The 20074-nt window shown below is 41.2% G+C and carries 18 protein-coding genes, 1 tRNA gene, 1 other RNA gene and 1 pseudogene; 10 read left to right on the top strand and 11 right to left on the bottom strand.

Features of this window, described 5'->3' with window-relative positions; translation table 11 throughout:
- The 5 genes from ABDV70_RS02615 to smpB form a co-directional block, all read right to left on the bottom strand.
- On the bottom strand, positions 1–828 hold the full coding sequence (locus tag ABDV70_RS02615) for a MetQ/NlpA family ABC transporter substrate-binding protein (protein ID WP_343595178.1): 828 nt from the start codon (positions 826–828) through the stop codon (positions 1–3).
- 9 nt (positions 829–837) lie between these two features.
- Positions 838–2238: an LLM class flavin-dependent oxidoreductase gene (locus ABDV70_RS02610; protein ID WP_343595177.1), complete on the bottom strand. Its 1401-nt coding sequence runs from the start codon at positions 2236–2238 to the stop codon at positions 838–840.
- On the bottom strand, positions 2238–3461 hold the full coding sequence (locus tag ABDV70_RS02605; RefSeq protein WP_343595175.1) for an SfnB family sulfur acquisition oxidoreductase: 1224 nt from the start codon (positions 3459–3461) through the stop codon (positions 2238–2240). The genes ABDV70_RS02610 and ABDV70_RS02605 overlap by 1 nt, the downstream gene beginning before the upstream one ends.
- Before the next feature lie 9 nt (positions 3462–3470).
- A complete protein-coding gene (locus ABDV70_RS02600) occupies positions 3471–4673 on the bottom strand; it encodes an SfnB family sulfur acquisition oxidoreductase (RefSeq protein ID WP_343595173.1) in 1203 nt (400 codons plus the stop codon).
- A gap of 279 nt (positions 4674–4952) precedes the next feature.
- Positions 4953–5432, bottom strand: coding sequence for an SsrA-binding protein SmpB (smpB, locus tag ABDV70_RS02595; protein ID WP_343595171.1), 480 nt, complete (start codon positions 5430–5432; stop codon positions 4953–4955).
- Positions 5433–5579: 147 nt separating this feature from the next.
- Here smpB and coaD point away from each other — a divergent pair, with 147 nt between their 5' ends.
- From coaD to ABDV70_RS02575, 4 genes are all read left to right on the top strand, one after another.
- A complete protein-coding gene (gene coaD / locus ABDV70_RS02590; protein WP_343595169.1) occupies positions 5580–6074 on the top strand; it encodes a pantetheine-phosphate adenylyltransferase in 495 nt (164 codons plus the stop codon).
- A 4-nt stretch (positions 6075–6078) separates the two neighbouring features.
- A complete protein-coding gene (locus tag ABDV70_RS02585; RefSeq protein ID WP_343595167.1) occupies positions 6079–6348 on the top strand; it encodes a YfhL family 4Fe-4S dicluster ferredoxin in 270 nt (89 codons plus the stop codon).
- Between the two features lie 20 nt (positions 6349–6368).
- An RNA gene (gene rnpB / locus ABDV70_RS02580) (RNase P RNA component class A) lies at positions 6369–6725 on the top strand.
- A 65-nt stretch (positions 6726–6790) separates the two neighbouring features.
- A tRNA-Met gene (locus ABDV70_RS02575) sits at positions 6791–6867 on the top strand.
- Positions 6868–6908: 41 nt separating this feature from the next.
- Here the strand turns inward: ABDV70_RS02575 and ABDV70_RS02570 are convergent.
- Positions 6909–7685, bottom strand: a complete 777-nt coding sequence (locus tag ABDV70_RS02570) for a DeoR/GlpR family DNA-binding transcription regulator (protein WP_343595165.1) — start codon at positions 7683–7685, stop codon at positions 6909–6911.
- Positions 7686–7866: 181 nt separating this feature from the next.
- Between ABDV70_RS02570 and ABDV70_RS02565 the strand changes: the two genes are divergently transcribed.
- The gene (locus tag ABDV70_RS02565; protein ID WP_343595163.1) at positions 7867–9210 is read left to right on the top strand and encodes an aspartate aminotransferase family protein; all 1344 of its coding nucleotides are present in this window, start codon (positions 7867–7869) and stop codon (positions 9208–9210) included.
- Between the two features lie 144 nt (positions 9211–9354).
- On the opposite strand, the gene ABDV70_RS02560 is transcribed toward ABDV70_RS02565, so the two are convergent.
- Entirely contained in the window at positions 9355–9750 is a 396-nt protein-coding gene (locus ABDV70_RS02560; protein WP_343595161.1) for a helix-turn-helix domain-containing protein, read from the bottom strand.
- A 95-nt stretch (positions 9751–9845) separates the two neighbouring features.
- Here ABDV70_RS02560 and ABDV70_RS02555 point away from each other — a divergent pair, with 95 nt between their 5' ends.
- Positions 9846–10859, top strand: coding sequence for a zinc-binding alcohol dehydrogenase family protein (locus ABDV70_RS02555; protein ID WP_343595159.1), 1014 nt, complete (start codon positions 9846–9848; stop codon positions 10857–10859).
- Positions 10860–10929: 70 nt separating this feature from the next.
- Here ABDV70_RS02555 and ABDV70_RS02550 read toward each other — a convergent pair whose 3' ends face one another.
- A complete protein-coding gene (locus ABDV70_RS02550) occupies positions 10930–11967 on the bottom strand; it encodes an AraC family transcriptional regulator (RefSeq protein WP_343595478.1) in 1038 nt (345 codons plus the stop codon).
- 278 nt (positions 11968–12245) lie between these two features.
- Positions 12246–13253 (bottom strand): phosphotransferase, encoded by a 1008-nt coding sequence (locus ABDV70_RS02545; protein ID WP_343595477.1) that lies wholly within the window; start codon positions 13251–13253, stop codon positions 12246–12248.
- 235 nt (positions 13254–13488) lie between these two features.
- Between ABDV70_RS02545 and eat the strand changes: the two genes are divergently transcribed.
- The gene (gene eat / locus ABDV70_RS02540; protein ID WP_343595157.1) at positions 13489–14862 is read left to right on the top strand and encodes an ethanolamine permease; all 1374 of its coding nucleotides are present in this window, start codon (positions 13489–13491) and stop codon (positions 14860–14862) included.
- Between the two features lie 117 nt (positions 14863–14979).
- Here eat and ABDV70_RS02535 read toward each other — a convergent pair whose 3' ends face one another.
- Positions 14980–15771, bottom strand: a complete 792-nt coding sequence (locus ABDV70_RS02535; protein ID WP_343595156.1) for a YdcF family protein — start codon at positions 15769–15771, stop codon at positions 14980–14982.
- 260 nt (positions 15772–16031) lie between these two features.
- On the opposite strand from ABDV70_RS02535, the pseudogene ABDV70_RS02530 reads away from it, so the two are divergent.
- Positions 16032–16907 (top strand): annotated as a pseudogene (locus tag ABDV70_RS02530) (patatin-like phospholipase family protein); the annotation flags it as partial.
- Between the two features lie 646 nt (positions 16908–17553).
- A complete protein-coding gene (locus tag ABDV70_RS02525) occupies positions 17554–18084 on the top strand; it encodes an acyl-CoA thioesterase (RefSeq protein ID WP_343595154.1) in 531 nt (176 codons plus the stop codon).
- A 148-nt stretch (positions 18085–18232) separates the two neighbouring features.
- On the opposite strand, the gene ABDV70_RS02520 is transcribed toward ABDV70_RS02525, so the two are convergent.
- Positions 18233–18481 (bottom strand): hypothetical protein, encoded by a 249-nt coding sequence (locus ABDV70_RS02520; RefSeq protein WP_343595153.1) that lies wholly within the window; start codon positions 18479–18481, stop codon positions 18233–18235.
- 376 nt (positions 18482–18857) lie between these two features.
- On the opposite strand from ABDV70_RS02520, the gene ABDV70_RS02515 reads away from it, so the two are divergent.
- The gene (locus ABDV70_RS02515) at positions 18858–19196 is read left to right on the top strand and encodes an FKBP-type peptidyl-prolyl cis-trans isomerase (RefSeq protein ID WP_343595152.1); all 339 of its coding nucleotides are present in this window, start codon (positions 18858–18860) and stop codon (positions 19194–19196) included.
- Positions 19197–20074 lie beyond the last annotated feature (878 nt).

Here is a 20074-nt window from a genome sequence, read left to right as displayed (position 1 = left end):
TTACCAGCCGGGATACCAAAGACCTGCACCAATCTCTTTGTCTAAAGAGGCTTTCACCAAAGGTGATTTTTGGTAGATCTCTACAAATTTTTGTAAACGCCCACCTTCATCTTTGTAATCTTTGCGTACTACAAAAAGAATGGCATAGCGTTTATCTGCTTTACTGTTAAAGAGGAGCGCATCTTTGGGGTCAATGGTTTTTGCAAGATGCAAATAATGTGGATAGGTAAATGCCAGATCGACATCATCGACCGCGCGGGCAGTTTGTGGGCCTTCGACTTCAACAAATTGCAATTGTTTTGGATTGCTGGTGATGTCTTGAAGCATTGACAAATAATTATTGGGGTCTTTTAGTTCAATCAGCTTGGCTTGTTGTAATAACAGCAATGCACGACCTTCATTGACAGGGTCATTGGGTACAGCGACACGGGCTTTTTGTGGCAGCGCATCTAGGCTTTTATATTTTTTAGAATAAAGCCCGACCAAAGAGGCAGAACCTGCGGCAAAGGGTTTTAACTGATAATGACCTTCTTTAATGGCATTGTCTAAAAAGGGTTGATGTTGGAAAAAGTTGGCATCAATATCGCCATGATCTAAGGTTACATTTGGGGTTTTCCAATCTGAAAATTCAACCAGTTTGACATTTAGACCTTGTTTTTTGGCCTCACTCGCTGCGACTTGCAAGGTGGCTGCAAATGCGGGCGTGATTCCGATCACCAGTTCTTTTTGATCTTGTTTTTGCTTATTCCAAAAATATAAAGCAATGACCAATATAAGGACAACGCCCCCAATAATAGATAGATTTCGTAAAGTATGTTGTTGAGCCATGTTCAATTCCTAAGTCAATGCGTAATCATGTGTGTTATTTGTTGTTTTGGATGGATGATGTTGTCGTGCAGGATGATTCAGTGGTAATTGATCTCCTGTCTGGAAAATTTTGTTGCGTAAAGTTCCAGTTTGATAGGCCGTTTTATAGCGCCCCCGTTGTTGCAGTTCGGGAATAACCCATTGGATAAAATCTTGATGTGACTCTGGGGCAACGGTACGGGTCAGGTTAAAGCCATCAATGCCAGTTTCATCGACTAATGCAATGAGCTGTTCTGCAATTTCAGCACCACTCCCAACAAAGAGTGGATAGCGTCCGCCTAAAACATGTTGTGCTTTTAAATCGGCAGTGGTGATGGATTGTTCTTTAAATTTTTGATTGACTGAAACAATACTGTTACTGGTGCGATAAGGAATGACCTCGTCATCCGCATATTGTGCTAAATCGAAACCAATTGAGCTGGAATAGTGCGCCAATCCTGCTTCGGGGCTAGCATATTGACGATATTCAGCGAATTTTTCCTGTGCTTGTGCATGTGTTGCTGCGGTGACAACGGTAATCCCCACCAAAATTTTAAGTGAGTCGATATCACGACCTTGTTGTTTGGCTTGTGCACGCAAATGCTGTACGTGTTGTTTGATTTTTTCAGGATGATCGCCCCCAATAAAAACACATTCGGCATGGCGTGTCGCAAAAGCTGTTCCACGAGGTGAGGCTCCTGCTTGAAACAGGACTGGCGTGCGTTGTGGTGAAGGCGATACCTGAAAAACACCTTCACTCTGGAAAAAACGACCATGATGATGAATTTGATGTACTTTGCTTGAGTCTGTAAAAATACGCTGTTGTTTATCTACTTTGACGGCATCGTCTTCCCATGAGTCTTGCCAGAATTTATAGCAAAGCTCTAAAAATTCTTCGGCTTGGTCATAGCGTAAGTCGTGATCGGTTAAGCCACTTTTCCCAATCAGACGCTCGGCACTGTCAAGGTAGCCTGTAACGATGTTCCAACCGATGCGTCCTTGCGTTAAATGATCTAGGCTGCCAAAACGTCGTGCCAGTTGATAGGGATGTTCATAACTTAAGTTCACAGTAAGCCCAAAACCCAAGTGTTGTGTTACATGCGCCATTGCTGAAATGAGCGTGGCAGGGTCATGGCTTGGCAATTGTACCGATTCTCTGAGCGTCACATCGAGGTTGTGTTGATAAACATCGTAAACCCCCGTAATGTCGGCAATAAACAGACCATCAAACAGTCCTTTTTCGAGAGTCTGCGCCAGTTCTGTCCAATAACTGAGTTCATGAAAACGGTAGGATTGATCTCGTGGATGTGTCCATAGTCCATGATTAATATGCCCAACACTGTTCATGTCAAAGGCATTGAGTAAGATGTGTTTTTGGGTTGATTGTGTCATTACAATGTCCCCCGCCGTGGTGGCAAAATACGGTTTAAAGCGTAGTTCCCAATAAAATAATATTTCCAGCGTGAGGGGTCATGCAGGGTATGCACACGTGTATTACGCCAGTAAATATCGAGTCCATCACTGCGTTGACTGGCACGGCTGCCTGCCAGCTCAATTAGTTTTGAAGCGGCTTTTAATGCGGTTTCTGTACTATGCGCACGGACTTTTGCAACTTCAATTGAGGCCGTTGCAATATTGTCGGCTGTTGGCTGTGGTTTCGCAGCATCAATTGTGCTGGCTGCCTGTTTGAGTAGCAATTCGGTAGCTTTTACATCTACAGCAACTTGACCCAGTTCATACAGGGTTAAAGGGTCTTGTGTTGCACTGTCGACACCTGCATCAATCCACGGGCGGGCATGTCGAATCCGCTGTTTGGTTTCTTCAAATGCCGCACGAGCAATTCCTGTCTCAATGGCAGCATGGAGAAGCTGTGCAAATGGCCCCACCAGTGTTGGCTGTAAAAAGGCTTCATCAAAAGGAATGACATCAATTGCCTGAACAAAAACCTGATCCAGTTTTACTGAGCCACTGCCTGTTGTGCGCTGTCCAAACCCTGTCCAGTCATCAATAATTTCAAGCCCTTGACTATGGCGGGGGACAAAAGCCAAAAACTCTCGCTCATGCTCATCTTTAACCAAAGTTGGGATGCGATGTGCGAATAGACTGCCAGTACAGTAAAACTTTTCACCTTGAATGATATATCCATCATCTACAGCCTGAATTTTACTGTGTTTTTGTGCAGCATTTCGGGTTTTGAACTCGGCTAAGGCATTGCCAAAACGTGCGCCGTGTAACACCTCTTGATAAAGATGCTGTTGTTGTTCTGGCGTACCTGTATTGCGAAGCACCTCAAGTGCATAATAATGGTTTTGCGGAATTTGCCCGAGCGAACCATCCGCACCACTTAACAAGGCAATGACCTGTGCAACGGTATAGTAAGACACCTCCGCACCGCCAAATTGTCGGGGAACAGTGATCGCCCATAGACCAGACTGGCTAAGTTTCTGAATTTCATCAAAAGGCAAACGACGTTCATGGTCTCGTGCAACGGCATCTTTTCTAAATTGCTGACTTAGTTCATGTGCAATATCTAATGCTTCTTGGTCGGAACGAATCACATGTGCAGAAGGGGCTTGAACGTGATCTTGTGTCCAAAATTCGTGATATGAAGTCATGACTGCTCCTTAAATCCAAGCATGGCGAGCAGGATGGACGCCATTTAAATAATAATTACCCAAAGCGTGATATTTCCAACGCACAGGATCATGTAGTGTGTGAACACGGGCGTTGCGCCAGTGTTGATCGAGGTTGTACTGGCGTAATGAAGAACGACTACCCCCCAGTTCAAGCAATTTTTCAGAAATGGTTAATGCTGCGTGGTGCGCATAGATTTTGGCTTCTGCAACACGAATAGACGCTTCTGCGGCTTGTTGTTCATTAATTTGAGCCAAGGCTTCAAGTTCATCTAAATACGCTGCTGCATCTTCAAGCAACAAAATGGCAGCAGAGAGTAGGACATCGAGTTTGCCCACTTCTTGAATGGTGTATGGTTCCTGAGATGCACGCTCGACATTGGCATCGGCAATGGGGCGGGCTTTACGAATGGTGCTGAGTGTGTCTTGGAAAGCGGCTTCGGCAATACCGACATCAATGGCAACTTGTAATAATTGTGAATATGCGCCACGGGTTGAAACCTGTTGTGTCAAGGGACGTTCATCAAAAACCAATAGCGGATTAACTTGTACATGGTCTAATTTGACGCTGCCGCTAGATGTGGTGCGTTGCCCAAAACCATGCCAGTCATCTAACACTTCAACCCCTTGGGCATGGCGATCCACCAAGACCAACACCACATGACCTTCGGGATGCAGGGCTTTCACGGCTAGCCAATCGGCAAACTGACTACCCGTTGAGTAAAATTTTTCACCTGTTACGCTGTAATGACCATCCTTAATTTCGAGTACAGTTGAAATGGTTTGGGTGTCATGTGTATTGCGTTCTGGGCCACCATTGGCAAGAAATTTTCCGCTTAAAATTTCAGCAAAGACAAATTGTTTTTGTTGTTCTGTCCCGACCAACCGAATTGTGTTTTGCACCCCAAAGCCATTTTGAGGGATTTGTCCCACATTGGCATCGGCTTTGGCCAAAATTCGAAAAATTTGGCTTAAAGTCTTATTGGAAACATATGCACCCCCATATTTTTTCGGCACACGAATGGCAGCCAGACCTTTTGCCGCCAGTTGGGCAATAATGTAATGCGGTAAAATACGTTGTTGATCCCGTAAATTTCGTTGTTCTAAAGCAAGATCTGCAATTTGATACGCTGCATTCAATGCGGCCTGATCGTTTTGTATGGGTGTCGTTTTGGAGTGTATTGATATAGACATGGTTTACCCCTTTAAATGAATAGGTCAACCTTAGTCAAAAATGTTTATCAATAGAAATGAGGAATTTAGGAATCGTTATGAAAAAAATAAAAATGGAATTTTTGAGATGATAAAAAATAAATTAGAAATATAAGATTTTGATAAATATAAAAAATTAATTTTAAAAATTAGATAAAAAAGAATGAAAGCTGAAAAACAAATAAGAATTTCGAAAAAAGATATAACTTCACCATGTGAGCAGGCACAAAAAAAGCCAACAGAGTTGGCTTTGATGATGTATTACTTATGAAACAATCTTGCTTTATCACGTTGCCAGTCACGATCTTTCTCGCTGGCGCGTTTGTCATGTAATTGCTTACCTTTAACCAAAGCAATTTCCAGCTTTGCCAGACGACCTTTCCAGTAACATGCAAGTGGGACACACGAGTAACCTTTTTGGTTCACTGCGCCCATAAGCTGTTCAAGCTGACGACGTGACAACAATAATTTACGGGTTCGAGTCGCTTCTGGGACAACATGGGTCGAGGCAGATAGTAACGGCTGAATCTGGGCACCGAACAAATAAGCTTCGCCATTTTTAAAAAGGACATAGCTTTCGACAAGGCTCATGCGCCCCGCACGTAACGACTTTACTTCCCAGCCTTGTAGTGACAGGCCAGCTTCAAATTTTTCTTCAATAAAATAATCGTGACGGGCACGTTTGTTCTGAGCAATCGTACCGCCATTATTTTTTTTAACTACAACAGTTGCTTTCGCCATAATCAAATCATTCCAAATCTGTGTCTATTGTGCCGTAAACTACGCCTGAGGTGAAGCAATTTCATATTGTTCGCATGGAGTTCCTTCGCTAAAAAACAACTTTTTGCTAAAATGACCGTATTCAAGGTCAAACTAGAGAACATTTGGATGTTTAAAACACGCGTCATTTATCCTGGGACTTTTGATCCAATCACCAGAGGGCATGTTGATTTGGTGGTACGTGCTTCAAAAATGTTTGATGAAGTGGTGGTTGCCATTGCGATAGGGCACCATAAAAATCCACTGTTTTCTTTAGATGAGCGTGTCGCTTTAGCCAAACAATCACTGAGCCATTTAGACAATGTTGAATTTGTCGGGTTTGATGGTTTATTGGTCAATTTCTTTCAGGAGCAAAATGCGACAGCCGTGTTACGAGGATTACGGGCTGTTTCAGATTTTGAATATGAATTTCAGCTTGCCAACATGAATCGTACCTTAGATCCTAACTTTGAAACGGTTTTCTTAACGCCCGCAGAGCAGTATTCTTTTATCTCATCCACGATGGTGCGTGAAATTGCACGTTTGCATGGTGATGTCTCCAAGTTTGTGCCTCAGCATGTGGTTGAAGCATTTAAACGTAAATATCAACAAGAGCAAGGTTGATCAGGTGTCTTTATATATTACTGATGAATGTATCAATTGCGATGTCTGTGAACCTGTTTGCCCTAATGAGGCAATCTATTTTGGTGAGCTGATTTACGAAATTGATCCCAATCTGTGTACCGAATGTGTTGGTCATTTTGATCAGCCACAGTGCCAGTTATTTTGTCCCGTTGACTGCATCCCGCATGATCCAGATCATCAGGAAAGTCAAAATGAGCTTTTAGCGAAATATCAGCAACTGACTGCTCAAAAAAACACAAGCAATTCTGAATAAGATTTGATACTATACGCGCCGAAGTGAGCTGGACGGTCGCTGCTGTGGAGGTCTTCGTGACTAAAGCAGGGGAGGAAAGTCCGGGCTTCAAAGGGCAGGGTGCCAGGTAACGCCTGGGCGGTGTAAGCCGACGGAAAGTGCAGCAGAGAGTAGACCGCCTCATTCGTGAGGTAAGGGTGAAAGGGTGCGGTAAGAGCGCACCGCGTGTCTGGTAACAGTTCACGGCATGGTAAACCCCACCAGAAGCAAGACCAAATAGGAATCCAATAGGTACGGCCCGTACTGGATTCGGGTAGGTCGCTTGAGCGTATGAGTGATTGTACGCCTAGAGGAATGATCGTTCTCGACAGAACCCGGCTTACAGGCTCACTTCTCCAAATTTTTTTTGAAAAAAAGCTTGACGCTGTAACATAAAGTTACGATAATGCGCACACAGTTTTTCGGCTATGTAGCTCAGTTGGTTAGAGCACCGCACTCATAATGCGGGGGTCACAAGTTCAAGTCTCGTCATAGCCACCATTTTATAGACCACGCACCTGCGTGGTCTTTTTTTTGTGCGTTTAAACCAGTTCAAACATTTGAAATGCGTTTTGATAGGCAGCAATATCAATCTCTGATTTCTCATTTACATTGCTAATCACACAGTCAATGTCTAAAGGTTTGGCATAATTAATCCGACTCACTACCCCTAATTTACTCTGGTCTGCCAAAATCAGGGTACGTTGGCTTTGTTTAACCATTGCCTGAGCAATTTGTGCCTCTTCGGTGTAAAAACTACTTGCGCCATATTCAGGGTGAATGCCTACAGGGGACAGCAATGCTACATCTGCCTGATAACGAAAAATTTCCTGAATGACCCATTCACCTTGGGTTTGTGGACGTTGCTGAACCCGACCACCGAGCAAGATAATTTCATGATTGATTTGTTCGGCGTTGTTCGCCATCGTTAAATTAAAAACAGCCTGTAAGCTATTGGTTAAAATGGTTAAACCTGAAATGGTGCGCAATTCTTCGGCTAAAATCGAAGTGGTGCTGCCTGCATCTAAAAAAATAGTTTGACCCGCCTGAAGATGCTGTATTGCAGCACGGGCAATGGCGCGTTTTTCTTTGGCATATTGTGTATTTCGGATATGTAGCGGGGCTTCAACGGCCACGCTATCGACTGCAACAATACCGCCATGTACACGTTTTGCTACACCTAAAGCTTCAAGTTCAATGATATCCCGCCGTGCAGTTTCTCTGGAAATATCCAGCTCGTTCATTACACGTTCTGTACTAAGTCGTTGTAATTTTTTCAATAAAGCTTGAATACGATGTAAACGCTCTTGTTGCAGCATCTTAATTCTCAAATTTTCTTTTCATGAGCATAGTACTGCTTCTTTGAGAAAAAATCGAATTATAAATATGTATAAAAAAGTATTTGTGTATTTTATTGCATTTTAAAAAAGGGCGGTTTAAGATCAAATCATGCAGAAAAATTAACCTCGGTCAGCAGAGGCATGTTTTAGGAGAATAGCTATGAATACACGTTCAACGATTATGGATACCAACAGTTTTCGCGCAGAACATGCCGATGCCTTAGATGCCCAAACCCGTCAGTTGACCGATAAACGCAGTAAAATTTTAGGGGAATCTTATCGCTTGTTTTACCGTAATCCTGTGCATTTGGTAAAAGGTGAAGGGCAATACTTGTGGGATGCTGAAGGCAATAAATATTTAGATGTATATAACAATGTGGCAAGTATTGGACATTGCCACCCTGCGGTGATTGAAGCTGTTAATGCTCAAATGCAAATGTTGAATACACATACCCGCTATTTGCATGAAAATATTCTCGATTACACCGAAGAGTTACTCAAAACTGTACCGAGCGAAATTGACCGTGCCATGTATATGTGTACAGGTTCGGAAGCGAATGATTTAGCAATTCGTATTGCACGAGAGTTCAGTGGTGGAACGGGTATTATCGTGTCGCAAGAGGCTTATCATGGTACGAGTGATTTAACCTCTGGTTGTTCACCTGCGTTGGGTACAGGGCAATCTTTGGCAAAGACCACACGTTTAGTGCCTGCACCAGATGCTTACCGTGTTCATTCGGAAGATTTAGGCGATTGGTTTGCTGCCCAAATTCAACAACAGATTGATGATATGAATGCTAACGGCATTAAATTTGCAGGTTTCCTTGCTGACTCAATTTTCTCATCGGATGGTGTGATGCCAAACCCTGTGGGTTTTTTGAAAAAAGCGGTGGATGTGGTGCATGCCAATGGTGGGATTTTTATTGCCGATGAAGTACAACCTGGTTTTGCCCGTACAGGTGATGCGTTCTGGGGTTTTGCTCGTCATGGTGTTGTTCCTGATGTAATCACTACAGGTAAACCGATGGGTAATGGTATTCCTGTGTCGGGTTTACTTGCAAAAAGCCATGTTTTGGCTGCTTTTAGCGACCAGATTCCATATTTTAATACTTTTGGTGGGAACCCTGTTTCGATGGCGGCTGCACAAGCTGTACTGAAAGTGATTCAGGAAGAAGAATTACAAGCACACAGTAAAAAAGTAGGTGGTTTATTGCAGGCTGAACTTGCCAAGTTGATGGACAAACATGAATGTGTCGGTGATGTACGTGGGGCAGGCCTGTTTATTGGTTTTGAGTTGGTCAAAGACCGTGACAGTAAAACACCAGATAAACAATTGGCACTTGATTTGATTGAAGAGTTGCGTAATACACACCGTGTACTCACTTCGGTTGCTGGGCCTTATGGCAATGTGTTGAAACTTCGTCCGCCACTTGCGTTCCAAGAACATGATATTGACTGGTTGGTGGAAGCGTTGGATCAGTCTTTGGCAAAGTTAAAAGGCTAGGTTTGCTGATCATGTAATTGTAAAAAAGCTCGATCTAAAAAGATGGGGCTTTTTTATTTTGTTGTTCATTCAAGATCTTATTCATCCCTCTTGCTTCTTTCTATGAGAGCAATGCAAAGAGGAGACTGTCATGACGAAAGAAATTTATAGTGTTTCTAATTCGACATTTTTATCAATGACATCCTGCTGATACGGTTTACCATACAAATCAATGTGTGCATCGCCCCATTGTTTTAAGGCAATCAAAATTGGCTCAAGGCTTTTGCCCAGTTCCGAAAGTTGATATTCCACTTTGGGTGGCACTTGTGGATAAACTGTTCGAATAATTAAGCCATCTTCTTCAAGCTCGCGTAATTGATTGGTTAGCATACGCTGTGTCACATTCGGAATACTTTTTCGAATTTCGTTAAATCGCATGACCTTAAGTTTAAGCAAATGCCACAGCACAATACATTTCCATTTACCATCAATGAGGCCAATGGCAGCCTCGACAGAGCAACCCGGGCTACAGTTAAAACGTGAATGTTTTACTTTACTCATGACAGTATCCTTTTTGACACTAGGTGCGAAATTTGTCTGTATAACCCAAAATCGAGCATAGGGTATGCTGTAGTCTTTCGCAAGTGGAGATCAAAATGAAAGCAGTCGCATATCAGCAACAGGGAGCAATTGATCGTGTTGATGCCTTAGTGGATGTCGAACTTCCAGTTCCTGAGGCTATCGGTTATGACTTATTAGTAAAAGTCGCGGCCATTTCGGTCAACCCTGTCGATACCAAAGTACGCCGTAATATGTCTGTCGAGGCAGGACAATGGAAAGTCCTTGGGTGGGATGCAGTTGGAACCGTTGTGGCAGTTGGGGATAAAGTTAAAAATTTTAAAGTAGGCGATGACGTTTGGTACGCGGGTGATATTACTCGACAAGGCACCAATGCCGAGTATCATTTGGTTGATGAAAGGATTGTCGGGCACAAACCACAGTCATTATCTTTCGCGGAGGCAGCAGCATTACCACTGACCGCAATTACTGCATGGGAAATGTTGTTTGACCGTTTGCGCATTCATGAACCTGTGGCAGGTGCTGCACCGAGTATTTTAATTATTGGTGCAGCAGGTGGTGTGGGTTCTGTCACTTTACAATTAATCAAAGCCAGAGCTGATTTACACATTATTGCCACGGCTTCACGCCCTGAAACCGAAGCATGGGTTAAGCAGTTGGGTGCAGATGTAGTGTTGAACCATCATCAACCATTACAACCACAGCTTGAGCAACTTGGATTGGCTGCGCCAAGTTTTGTGTTTTCAATTCAGCATAGTCATGATTATGTGGCGCAGATTGCCGAATTGATTGCACCACAAGGACGTTTTGGTCTAATTGATGACCCTGAGCATTTGAATATCATGCCATTTAAACGAAAATCGGTGTCGATTCATTGGGAGTCGATGTTTACGCGTTCGACCTTCCAAACTGTGGATATGATTAAACAATCTGAATTGCTTAATGACATCGCGGCATTGGTCGATGCAGGGAAAATTGGTACTACATTGACCGATGTTTTTGGAAAGATTAATGCCGAAAATTTGAAACAAGTCCATGCCTTGCTTGAACAAGGGGGTGTGAAAGGCAAAATTGTTTTAGAAGGGTTTTAGCTTTCAATCAGGCTGGGCAGCAGTAGTGCATTTGGTCGTTTAATTGCGGTGCATGCTGTTGCAAAGTCTATTAATTACGCCATTGCCTTGGGTTAATTCCAAACCAGCGTTTAAAAGCACGAGAAAAAGCACTGACTTCAGAGTAACCCAATAAAAATGCCATTTCGGAAATGGGGATATTTTTTTGTTTCATATAATGTTCCGCCAGTTCACAGCGTACACCATCGACCAGTGAAGAAAAGGTCATGTTCTCAGATTTAAGGCGACGGGTCAGCGAGCAGCTCGACATGCCCAAATCATCGGCAATGTGTTCTAAATTAGGTTCACCTTCGCTCAGTGCCAGTTGAATCTGTGAGCGAACTTGGTCGCTTAAACCTTGTGTCGTATTAGACTGGTTTAATAGCTGTAAAGTATCTTGCATCATGGTCAGTAGCAGAGGGTCGCTGCTTGGCATATCCCGCATTAAATCTTTTTTGGGAATCACCATCGAGTTAAATGGCTGATCAAAATACACGGCTGAATTAAACAACTTGCTGTGTTCTTGCCAGTATTCAGGGCGGGTATGTTCAAAATGAATTTCACGTGGTGAATAGTGCGAGCCCAGTACGCCGCGGATCACATTCATAAACATGCCAATGGTCAGTTCAGCATCTTGGCGGCGCGTTAAAATGGCACCATGTTGGACTTGATAATCTAGTCGCCAGCAATCTTGATGTTCAACCATGCGGGTTAAGGTATCTTTTTGATGCAGGTGAAAATAACTCACCATATTGCGTAGTGCAGTTTCTAACGTGGCAGAACATAAGCCAATATAGCCAATTAAACCCAGTTCTTTGGGTTGGAACTGTTGTCCGTAGTGCAAGCCGAAGTTGTCGCAACCAGAAATTTGGGCGGCTTGTTCTAAAACTTTACAATAATTTGGTAGTTGCAAGCTTAATGTCGGGCTTGCAAGCAGTTCAGGATTGATTCCACTGATACCAAAAACACGGTCTACATCGGCACCTTTTTGCACAATAAAGTCGCTCAGACCCGCTGCCGCAGCCGACAACACGCCTTGATTTCCCATATTTGACTGAAAAAGTTGTGAAGAACTCGCGATGTGACGCATTTGAATCATATGAAATCTCCATATATCACATATTCATTACATTAAGCAAAATGCGTACCAATCGGAAGAAGCGTAGCAGAAATTGGTACATTTGCTTAAAAGGAAAATCACCTGTCCGTGGTGATTAAGGGATGGCAATTTGTAATTAAATGGATAGCCATCCCAATATTTAAATTCATATGAATCTATAATAGGCTTCTTTCATCATTATTTGTATCTCCTTTATTTTCTCCCATAAAAATAAAGGATTTATGAAAGAAGTCTTGCCCAATCAATAGTTATGCAGCACCAACAGGCAGTTGTTGATGATTCATATATTTTTTGCAAAGACGAACAGTATGATTTGCCCAATCTGTCCCTAAACTGAGTGCCATTTCAGTTTGTGCATGTGAGCCAACCCACGCCATCATTTGAATACGCCGTTGCATGATAAAAGTGGGGATCAGTGCATATTCTTCATTGCTAATATGTGCCTCACGCTCATAACCTTCAATCCAGTTGTCTACCCATTGTGGGGCAGGGGCCAAATGTTCATTAAAGCTAATGGCTGCTGCCAAATCATGCATAAACCAGCTCATACCGCAGTCATCAAAATCAATGACACCAATTTGGTTATTTTGTAGGAGTAAGTTGGTGAGGCGTAAGTCGGCATGAATTAGACCATAGCGGTCAGGTGTTTTACCAAAATTGGCAAGGTTTTGTCCGATACAGTGAATGGCTTCTTTAACAATGCCATGATCTTTGGCATGCAGGTGGGGAGCATTGCGCCAGTCCCCCCAATGACCATCTGCACCTAGCATGGTTTCAAAGTTCCAGATAATACGGTCAAAATGCTGTGGCATTTGCCATGTTTTACTATGACGATGTAATTTTGCAGTAATTTGTCCCAACTGTTGGAATGCTGTTGGGTTTACGTCTGTGGTTGGCATATCGCCTTCAACCCAGTTAAATAAAACAGCATAGCGGGTGGTATCATCCGTTAAACGAAGGGTGAGAACACGTTCACCTTGTTCACTCAAAATCGCTTGTGGAACAGCGATACCACTTTGCGTCAGTGCATCGAGCCACTGCAATTCGCTTTCGATATTTTGTTTATTGTGATAGTTAGGACGATGCAGGCGCAGCGCATAGCGAGCATATTCAGTGCGCACCACAAAAGTTGCATTTTCAGACTGGCAGAGCAGTTTGATTTGTCCCTGATAATTTTTAGGATATTGAGCCATCGCCTGTTCAGCTAGGGTCTGTAATGTGGAAATATCTAAAAATTCATTTTGTTCAACATCAATCATACGCTTACCTCGTATATCACCAGTCATCTGCTTTGGATGCAAGTGAACGCAATCCATCATTTTCATACAGCGTATGCGAGATTGAATTTTGTTGACTTGACAATAAACCATGAAAACTTGTCTTTTAATGTCAAGTTTTCATCCTCTTGACCGACGCATTATCTAAACAAGCATGCAGTACAGCGTTATTGCTTAAATCATATTTAGATTCTTCGATTGAGAGGAGAGAGCGATGAATAGTCAGCTAAAACCGACATTAGGTACCTTTCATTTGTGGGGGATTGCCGTTGGATTAGTGATCTCTGGCGAATATTTTGGTTGGAGTTATGGATGGGGTGTTGCAGGAACACTCGGTTTTTTAGTCACAACGCTCATTGTGGCGACCATGTATACCTGTTTTATTTTTAGTTTTACCGAATTAACCACAGCAATTCCACATGCGGGCGGGCCATTTGCCTATAGCCGTAAAGCCTTTGGCGAAACAGGTGGCTTTATTGCAGGGATTGCGACCCTGATTGAATTCGTGTTTGCACCACCTGCAATTGCGATGGCAATCGGGGCATATCTCAATGTGCAATTCCCAGATATCAATCCCAAAATTATCGCCTTAGGTGCATACGTTGTCTTTATGGGGCTTAATATTGTCGGGGTACAAATTGCGGCAACTTTTGAGTTGATTGTGACAGTTTTAGCTGTGATTGAACTGTTGGTGTTTATTGGCGTGGTACAACCAGGCTTTAGTTTTTCTAACTTTGTACTCAATGGTTGGGCTGGCTCAAACCACTTTAGTGGTGCTGCCATGTCAGGTATTTTTGCAGCTATTCCATTTGCCATTTGGTTCTTTTTGGCAATCGAAGGTGCAGCCATGGCGGCTGAAGAAGCCAAAGATCCGAAACACACCATTCCACGTGCTTATATCACAGGCATTTTAACCCTTGTTTCACTTGCTTTTTTAGTGATGCTTTTTGCAGGTGGCGTTGGAAATTGGAGCAAACTTGCTAATATTAATGACCCATTACCTCAAGCTATGAAAATGGTAGTAGGAAATAATTCAACATGGATGCACATGTTGGTCTGGATTGGTTTATTTGGTCTGGTTGCAAGTTTTCATGGGATTATTTTGGGATATTCACGTCAAATTTTTGCCTTGGGGCGCGCGGGCTTTTTACCTAAAGGTTTAGCAAAACTCTCACGGTTCCAAACACCACACCGAGCAATCTTAGCAGGCGGTGTTGTCGGAATTGTAGCAATTTTTAGTGATAGTTTTATCAATATTCAAGGCATGAGCTTAACCGCAGCCATCGTGACTATGTCGTGTTTTGGCGCGTTGTTGATGTATATCATGAGTATGTTGAGCTTATTTAAATTACGCCGTACTGAACCAGATCTTCCACGTTCATTCTTTGCCCCAGGTTATCCCGTTATTCCAGCAATTGCCCTAATCATTGCAAGTTTCTGTTTTGTCGCAATGTTCTACTACAATGCGACAATTGGCGCGATCTTCATCGGGTTTCTTGTAGTGGGGTATATCTACTTTTTGCTCACGAAAACACAACGCCAATTTAGCGAAGAAAAACAACAGCTTTTAGAGCATTCGCATTCATAAAAATTCAATAACAAGCCCGACATGCAGTTCAATGATCGGGCTATATTTATTTTTAAGTCCTGTATTTTTAAAATAAAAAAGTGTTACGCCTAAACATAAAAGAATGCCGAGCTAACTTTAGTATTCTTGCAGAATTTTTCCACTGATGAATGCAAAATATTCTCTGAGCCATGCCTGATAGCGTGTCTGTAAAGGCGTTGGTGCAGCAAACATGATGGGGTGGGTGTATTGCTGTTTTTGGGCAATGGCTTTTGCACGAATGGTATGAAAATCGCTGGTAACAATGGCAATTGGCACATTTTTATTGATCTGATGCTGCTGCAATAACACGGCACTGTTTTTGAGATTAAGTTTTGTACTGGTACTTTGATTCTCTAAAAGCATACGTTCTGGCGAAAGGTGATATTGATTATGCAGATACGTTGCCATAATTTCGGCTTCGGTGAGCTTTGCTGAAAAATCTAAACCGCCAGAGAGCACAATCCATGCCTGTGGTTGTTGTTGTGCAATGGAGGCTGCACGGTCAAGACGCAGGGCTAAAGTTGGACTTGGCTTGCCTTGAATGGTGCCACTACCTAGTACAATAATCGCTTTAACAGCGGGAATAGTTGTCTGATTCTGTATATGTGTTTGAAGTTGATATGCAAAATAGGCAAAAGAAATTAGCCAGAGAATAAACAAAGCCCAAAGCAGGTTGTAGATTTTTTTGAGTGTGTGATGGTGGGCTAAAAAAAGCTGTACAGCATGCCATTGAATGCTGATAAACAAAAAAATACTGCCTATGACAAAAGGGAGGAGAATACCAATATGGATTTTCCCAAGCATGAGTAAATAAAGGCTATCCCCACACAATAAGCAGCCAAAAATCAATAAAATAAGACGGAAATAATATTTAGGCGAAATGATCATGATCTGAGGCTGTTATTAGAGAAATCGTGAATGAGTTGAAACAATATTGTAAAGAAATAGCACTAATCTAGAGTTATTTTCGCAGTAAAATATCAGCGAAAAATAAATCATACGAGCAGTAAATGAAAAAGTGGATTTTAGCACTTGTTTACAGTAGTTTTATATTGAATACAGCCATGATTCCTGTTGCACATGCAACGCAGATTGATGCGCCCTCGTCTGAAAATTTGACAGAAAATGCACAGGAATATCCAAATTCGATTGATTTTCAAAAAATAAAAGAACAACAACACCGTCCAGTGATTGCATTGGTGCTCGGCAGTGGTGGCGCAAGGGGCTATGCGCATATCGGGGCAATTGATGTTTTGGAAAAAAATGGGATTCGCCCCGATTTTATTGTTGGAACAAGTGCTGGCAGTATTGTCGGTGCATTATATGCCAGTGGTAAAACGCCAGAACAAATGAAAGACATTGCCTTAAACTTAAAAGTACAGGATGTACGTGAGTTTAAGATTCGCAAAAAAGGCTTTCTGGATGGCACAAAAGTACAAGACTTTGTGAATAAACAGGTCAATAACTTACCGCTTGAGAAAATGAAAATCCCATTATTTGTGGTGGCAACACAACTGAATAATGGTAAAAAAGTTGTTTTTAATTATGGTAATACGGGGCAAGCAGTCAGTGCTTCCGTTGCAATTCCAAGTATGTTTATTCCAACTAAAATTGCAGGGCAAGAATACGTTGATGGTGGCTTAGTGAGTCCAGTACCTGTCGAAGTTGCGCGCCAACTAGGTGCGGATATCGTGATTGCCGTGGATATTTTGGCACAACCGAAATATACCGAAACTGAAAATATGTGGGGGTTGTTTAATCAGAATATCAACATTATGCAGCAGCACTTATCTCAAACTGAATTGAAAGAAGCAGATGTTGTGATTCAGCCAGATTTACGAGAGAAAGCCCATATTTTTGATGTCAAAGAGCGTAGCAATACGATGGTTGCAGGCGAGTTTGCAACGCAGGCTAAAATTGCCAATATTAAAGATATTATTCAGGAAAAAAGCACTGAATATAATCTACAGGACTTCACGAATGGATTTGCAAAATTGCAAACCCCAAATATGAGTTTGCAATAAAGCGTGTTGAATCGGGTGGGGCAGTGCTGTACAGATTGCTAATAAAGATTTTCTCAGCAAAGTGATTTGTACGAGCAATACAGCATCAGTAAAAAGCTCGTATTCTGTTTATGGCACTTTAGCGAGGAATCAAACGAAAAATAGTATTATTTGATAGCGAAGTTTTAAAGAATTTACGCTGTAGCCTTTTTTTGAGAACATGCTATTGGGTGGGGTGGTGGTGTTATCCCTCAATTTTAAAAAATATTGGGCTGTATATGGTTCGAGTTGCAGGATGGTGCAAAAGCTTAATAGTGCTTAGTGTAGAAATAATTTCCAAAGCCATTTAAAGCAGGTCGGAAACACATTGGGAAAGAGATAACCAAATAAAAAACATAAGAATATAGTTGTAAGCATGATGCTAGAAGCACTGAAGTGTAGACCCTGAGAAGAACAAAAAAGAGTAATTCCCAGACCTAAAATGATGCCTGCGACAGCATAAATCAGAGCAATAATAAAGCGATCAGATGTATTCATTCTTTTTATCCTAAAGTCTGGCATTTTAATTTTGTGCAAAGTTTTAAAGTAAACAAAGTTAAAGTACACAAAAAATTAAAAAATCATATATAATCGCGCGTCAATACTTCTTTAGTCATGGATGCTAAAAATGTCCCCTTTAGATCAAGTCGTACAATCATCGGGAGATCAATCAGAACTCACAATGACCGTTCTGATGACACCTGATATGGCCAATTTCTCTGGTAATGTACACGGTGGTGCAATTTTAAAACTACTTGACCAAGTGGCGTATGCATGTGCGAGTCGCTATTCAGGCAGTTATGTTGTGACACTATCTGTTGATAAGGTGACGTTTAAAGAACCGATTTATGTTGGAGAATTGGTCACTTTTCTTGCCAGTGTGAACCATGTTGGACGCACGTCAATGGAAATTGGAATTCGGGTAGAAGCGCAAAATATTCGTAATCGTACCATGCGTCATACCAATAGTTGTTTCTTTACGATGGTTGCAGTGGATGAACATGGACAACCACAACAAGTACCCCCATTGAAATTAGATAATGACTGGAAACGCTGCCGTTTTGAAGCCGCAGAGCAACGTAAAAAGTTACGCTTACAAGAAAATCATCATATTTCATGTAGCATCTATAAAGAAAATGTTAAAAAAACCAGTGAATAATGAAGGGATTGCCATTTCTTCAGTGATGTCTTATTGGGGCTGAGCAAAAAGAATTTTTGATAAAGTGGCAGTAATTCTGAAGAGTTTCACAATAAAAAAGACTGTGGAGTAGCATGCCACAGTCTTTTTTTATTAAAAACAGAAAAAATTAGTGATGTTTTTTACTGTGTTTCGTAGTTGTTGCTGGAGATTGAGTCGAAGGTTCTGATGCAGTTGCAGAAGCATCTGAAGTTAATGTTGGGTCTTTTGCGAGTGTCGTTTGCGGTTGTTCTTGTGTCGAAACAATCGTTGGTTGGGTCGTTTGTGCCGAAGTTGGCGTTGCCGTATCTGTAGCAGCAAAGGCAGATACAGTCAGCGAAGTTAATCCTGTGAGCATCAATAATTTTACAAGTTTCATTTTGGCATCCTTTTTAAGATTCATTAACGTCTTGATGTAAATGCATCAAGGCCTGCCCATACTAAAAGCACTCTCCAATGTAGGCAATCAATCTGACAAATCGTAACTTAGGGGTTACTTTGCGACTACCTGAGCATGGGTTTTGTTAGGAAGGGGTTGCGATTTGTCAGGAAAGATAAAAGAATTGTGGGGAAAATTTGTATGTATTGGATGTTTTTTACACTACATCTTTACAGTGCAGATACATGAAATAAGATTTTAGGGAAAATTCTGATCGATTTATATATCGTTTTAAACGATTAAAATATGCGTTTTTATAACTGTTCATAGTAAAATATCGGGTGAAACAATTTTAATTAATCGCTTGGAATAAGATATGCAAGAGTTAGAGATCATTGATTTGAAAGTCGGCGAAGGAAAAGAGGCGGTAAAAGGCGCACTGATCACAACGCATTATACTGGCTGGCTAGAAGATGGAACCAAGTTTGATGCATCAATTGATCGTGGACGTTATTTTGAATGTGTGATTGGTACTGGTCGTGTGATTAAAGGTTGGGATCAGGGCATTATTGGGATGAAAGTGGGCGGTAAACGCAAACTTATTGTTCCTGCGCATTTGGCCTATGGCGAGCGTAAAATGGGAAATATTATCCCTGCAAATTCTAACCTGATTTTTGAAATCGAATTATTTGATGTCAAAACAAGAGACGAATAACCGCTTAAAAAGCCTCTTTGCCACGAGTGGGACAGAGGGGCATTTTCTTGCTGCTTTAATTGTGTCTCGTTGTTTGATATCGTCATCATTCATTTAGGATAGTTAAATTTCAAGACAAGCTTTGTTGTCCCCAAAACATATTGTCTAAAAACCTTATGTCTATGGCTGAGGTTGAAAGTATTTGTAAAATCTAAATAAACTGTCTAAACAAAAGATGAACGATTTTGAATGGAAGTTTTATTTTATTGTGATGAAACTACTTTAGTTTTGCAGTACTGTAGTTAAATGATTTCAAATTGAGTAATAAAGTCTGAAAGAGGTGCTATTTTTGTATTTTATGCTTCAGTCATTTTATTCTAGCTAAAATATAAGCTATTTATGAAATACCAATCAAATTTAATAATCGTTTTTATTCGCGATTAAAAATATTGAATAAGCGATTTTTATTTTATTAGGGTAGGTTCGTATTTATTGTGTAAAAGCATTGTCTGTTTTAAATAGAGAATAAGGCAGAAAAATGATTGTAATAAAAAAATAATATGCTTTATGGTTAGAAAAAAGGTTAAATTTAAAACAAATATTGTTAAAATAAAGCCAAACTTTTCTGGGAAACTGTTGCTAGAAATTGAACAGCTGATTTGTAACATTGGATATCGTCAGTAAAAAAGGTATTTATCTGGACGTGACTGAGTTTAGACAGATGAAAAAGCAAAAGATGTTGTTATTGAGCATGTTATAGACAAAAAATGGAAGGTTGGTTCTACTTTCAATATTGTTAAACAGGTATATATTTTTATTTTAATTTCTAAGTATATTCTTCTTAAATAAATGTTAAATACGAAGAGAATTTTAAGAAAAGATGATAAAATAATTGTGTA

Source organism: Acinetobacter sp. (assembly GCF_039596015.1).
Lineage (GTDB): Bacteria > Pseudomonadota > Gammaproteobacteria > Pseudomonadales > Moraxellaceae > Acinetobacter.
This window is presented reverse-complemented; position numbering and strand designations above follow the sequence as displayed.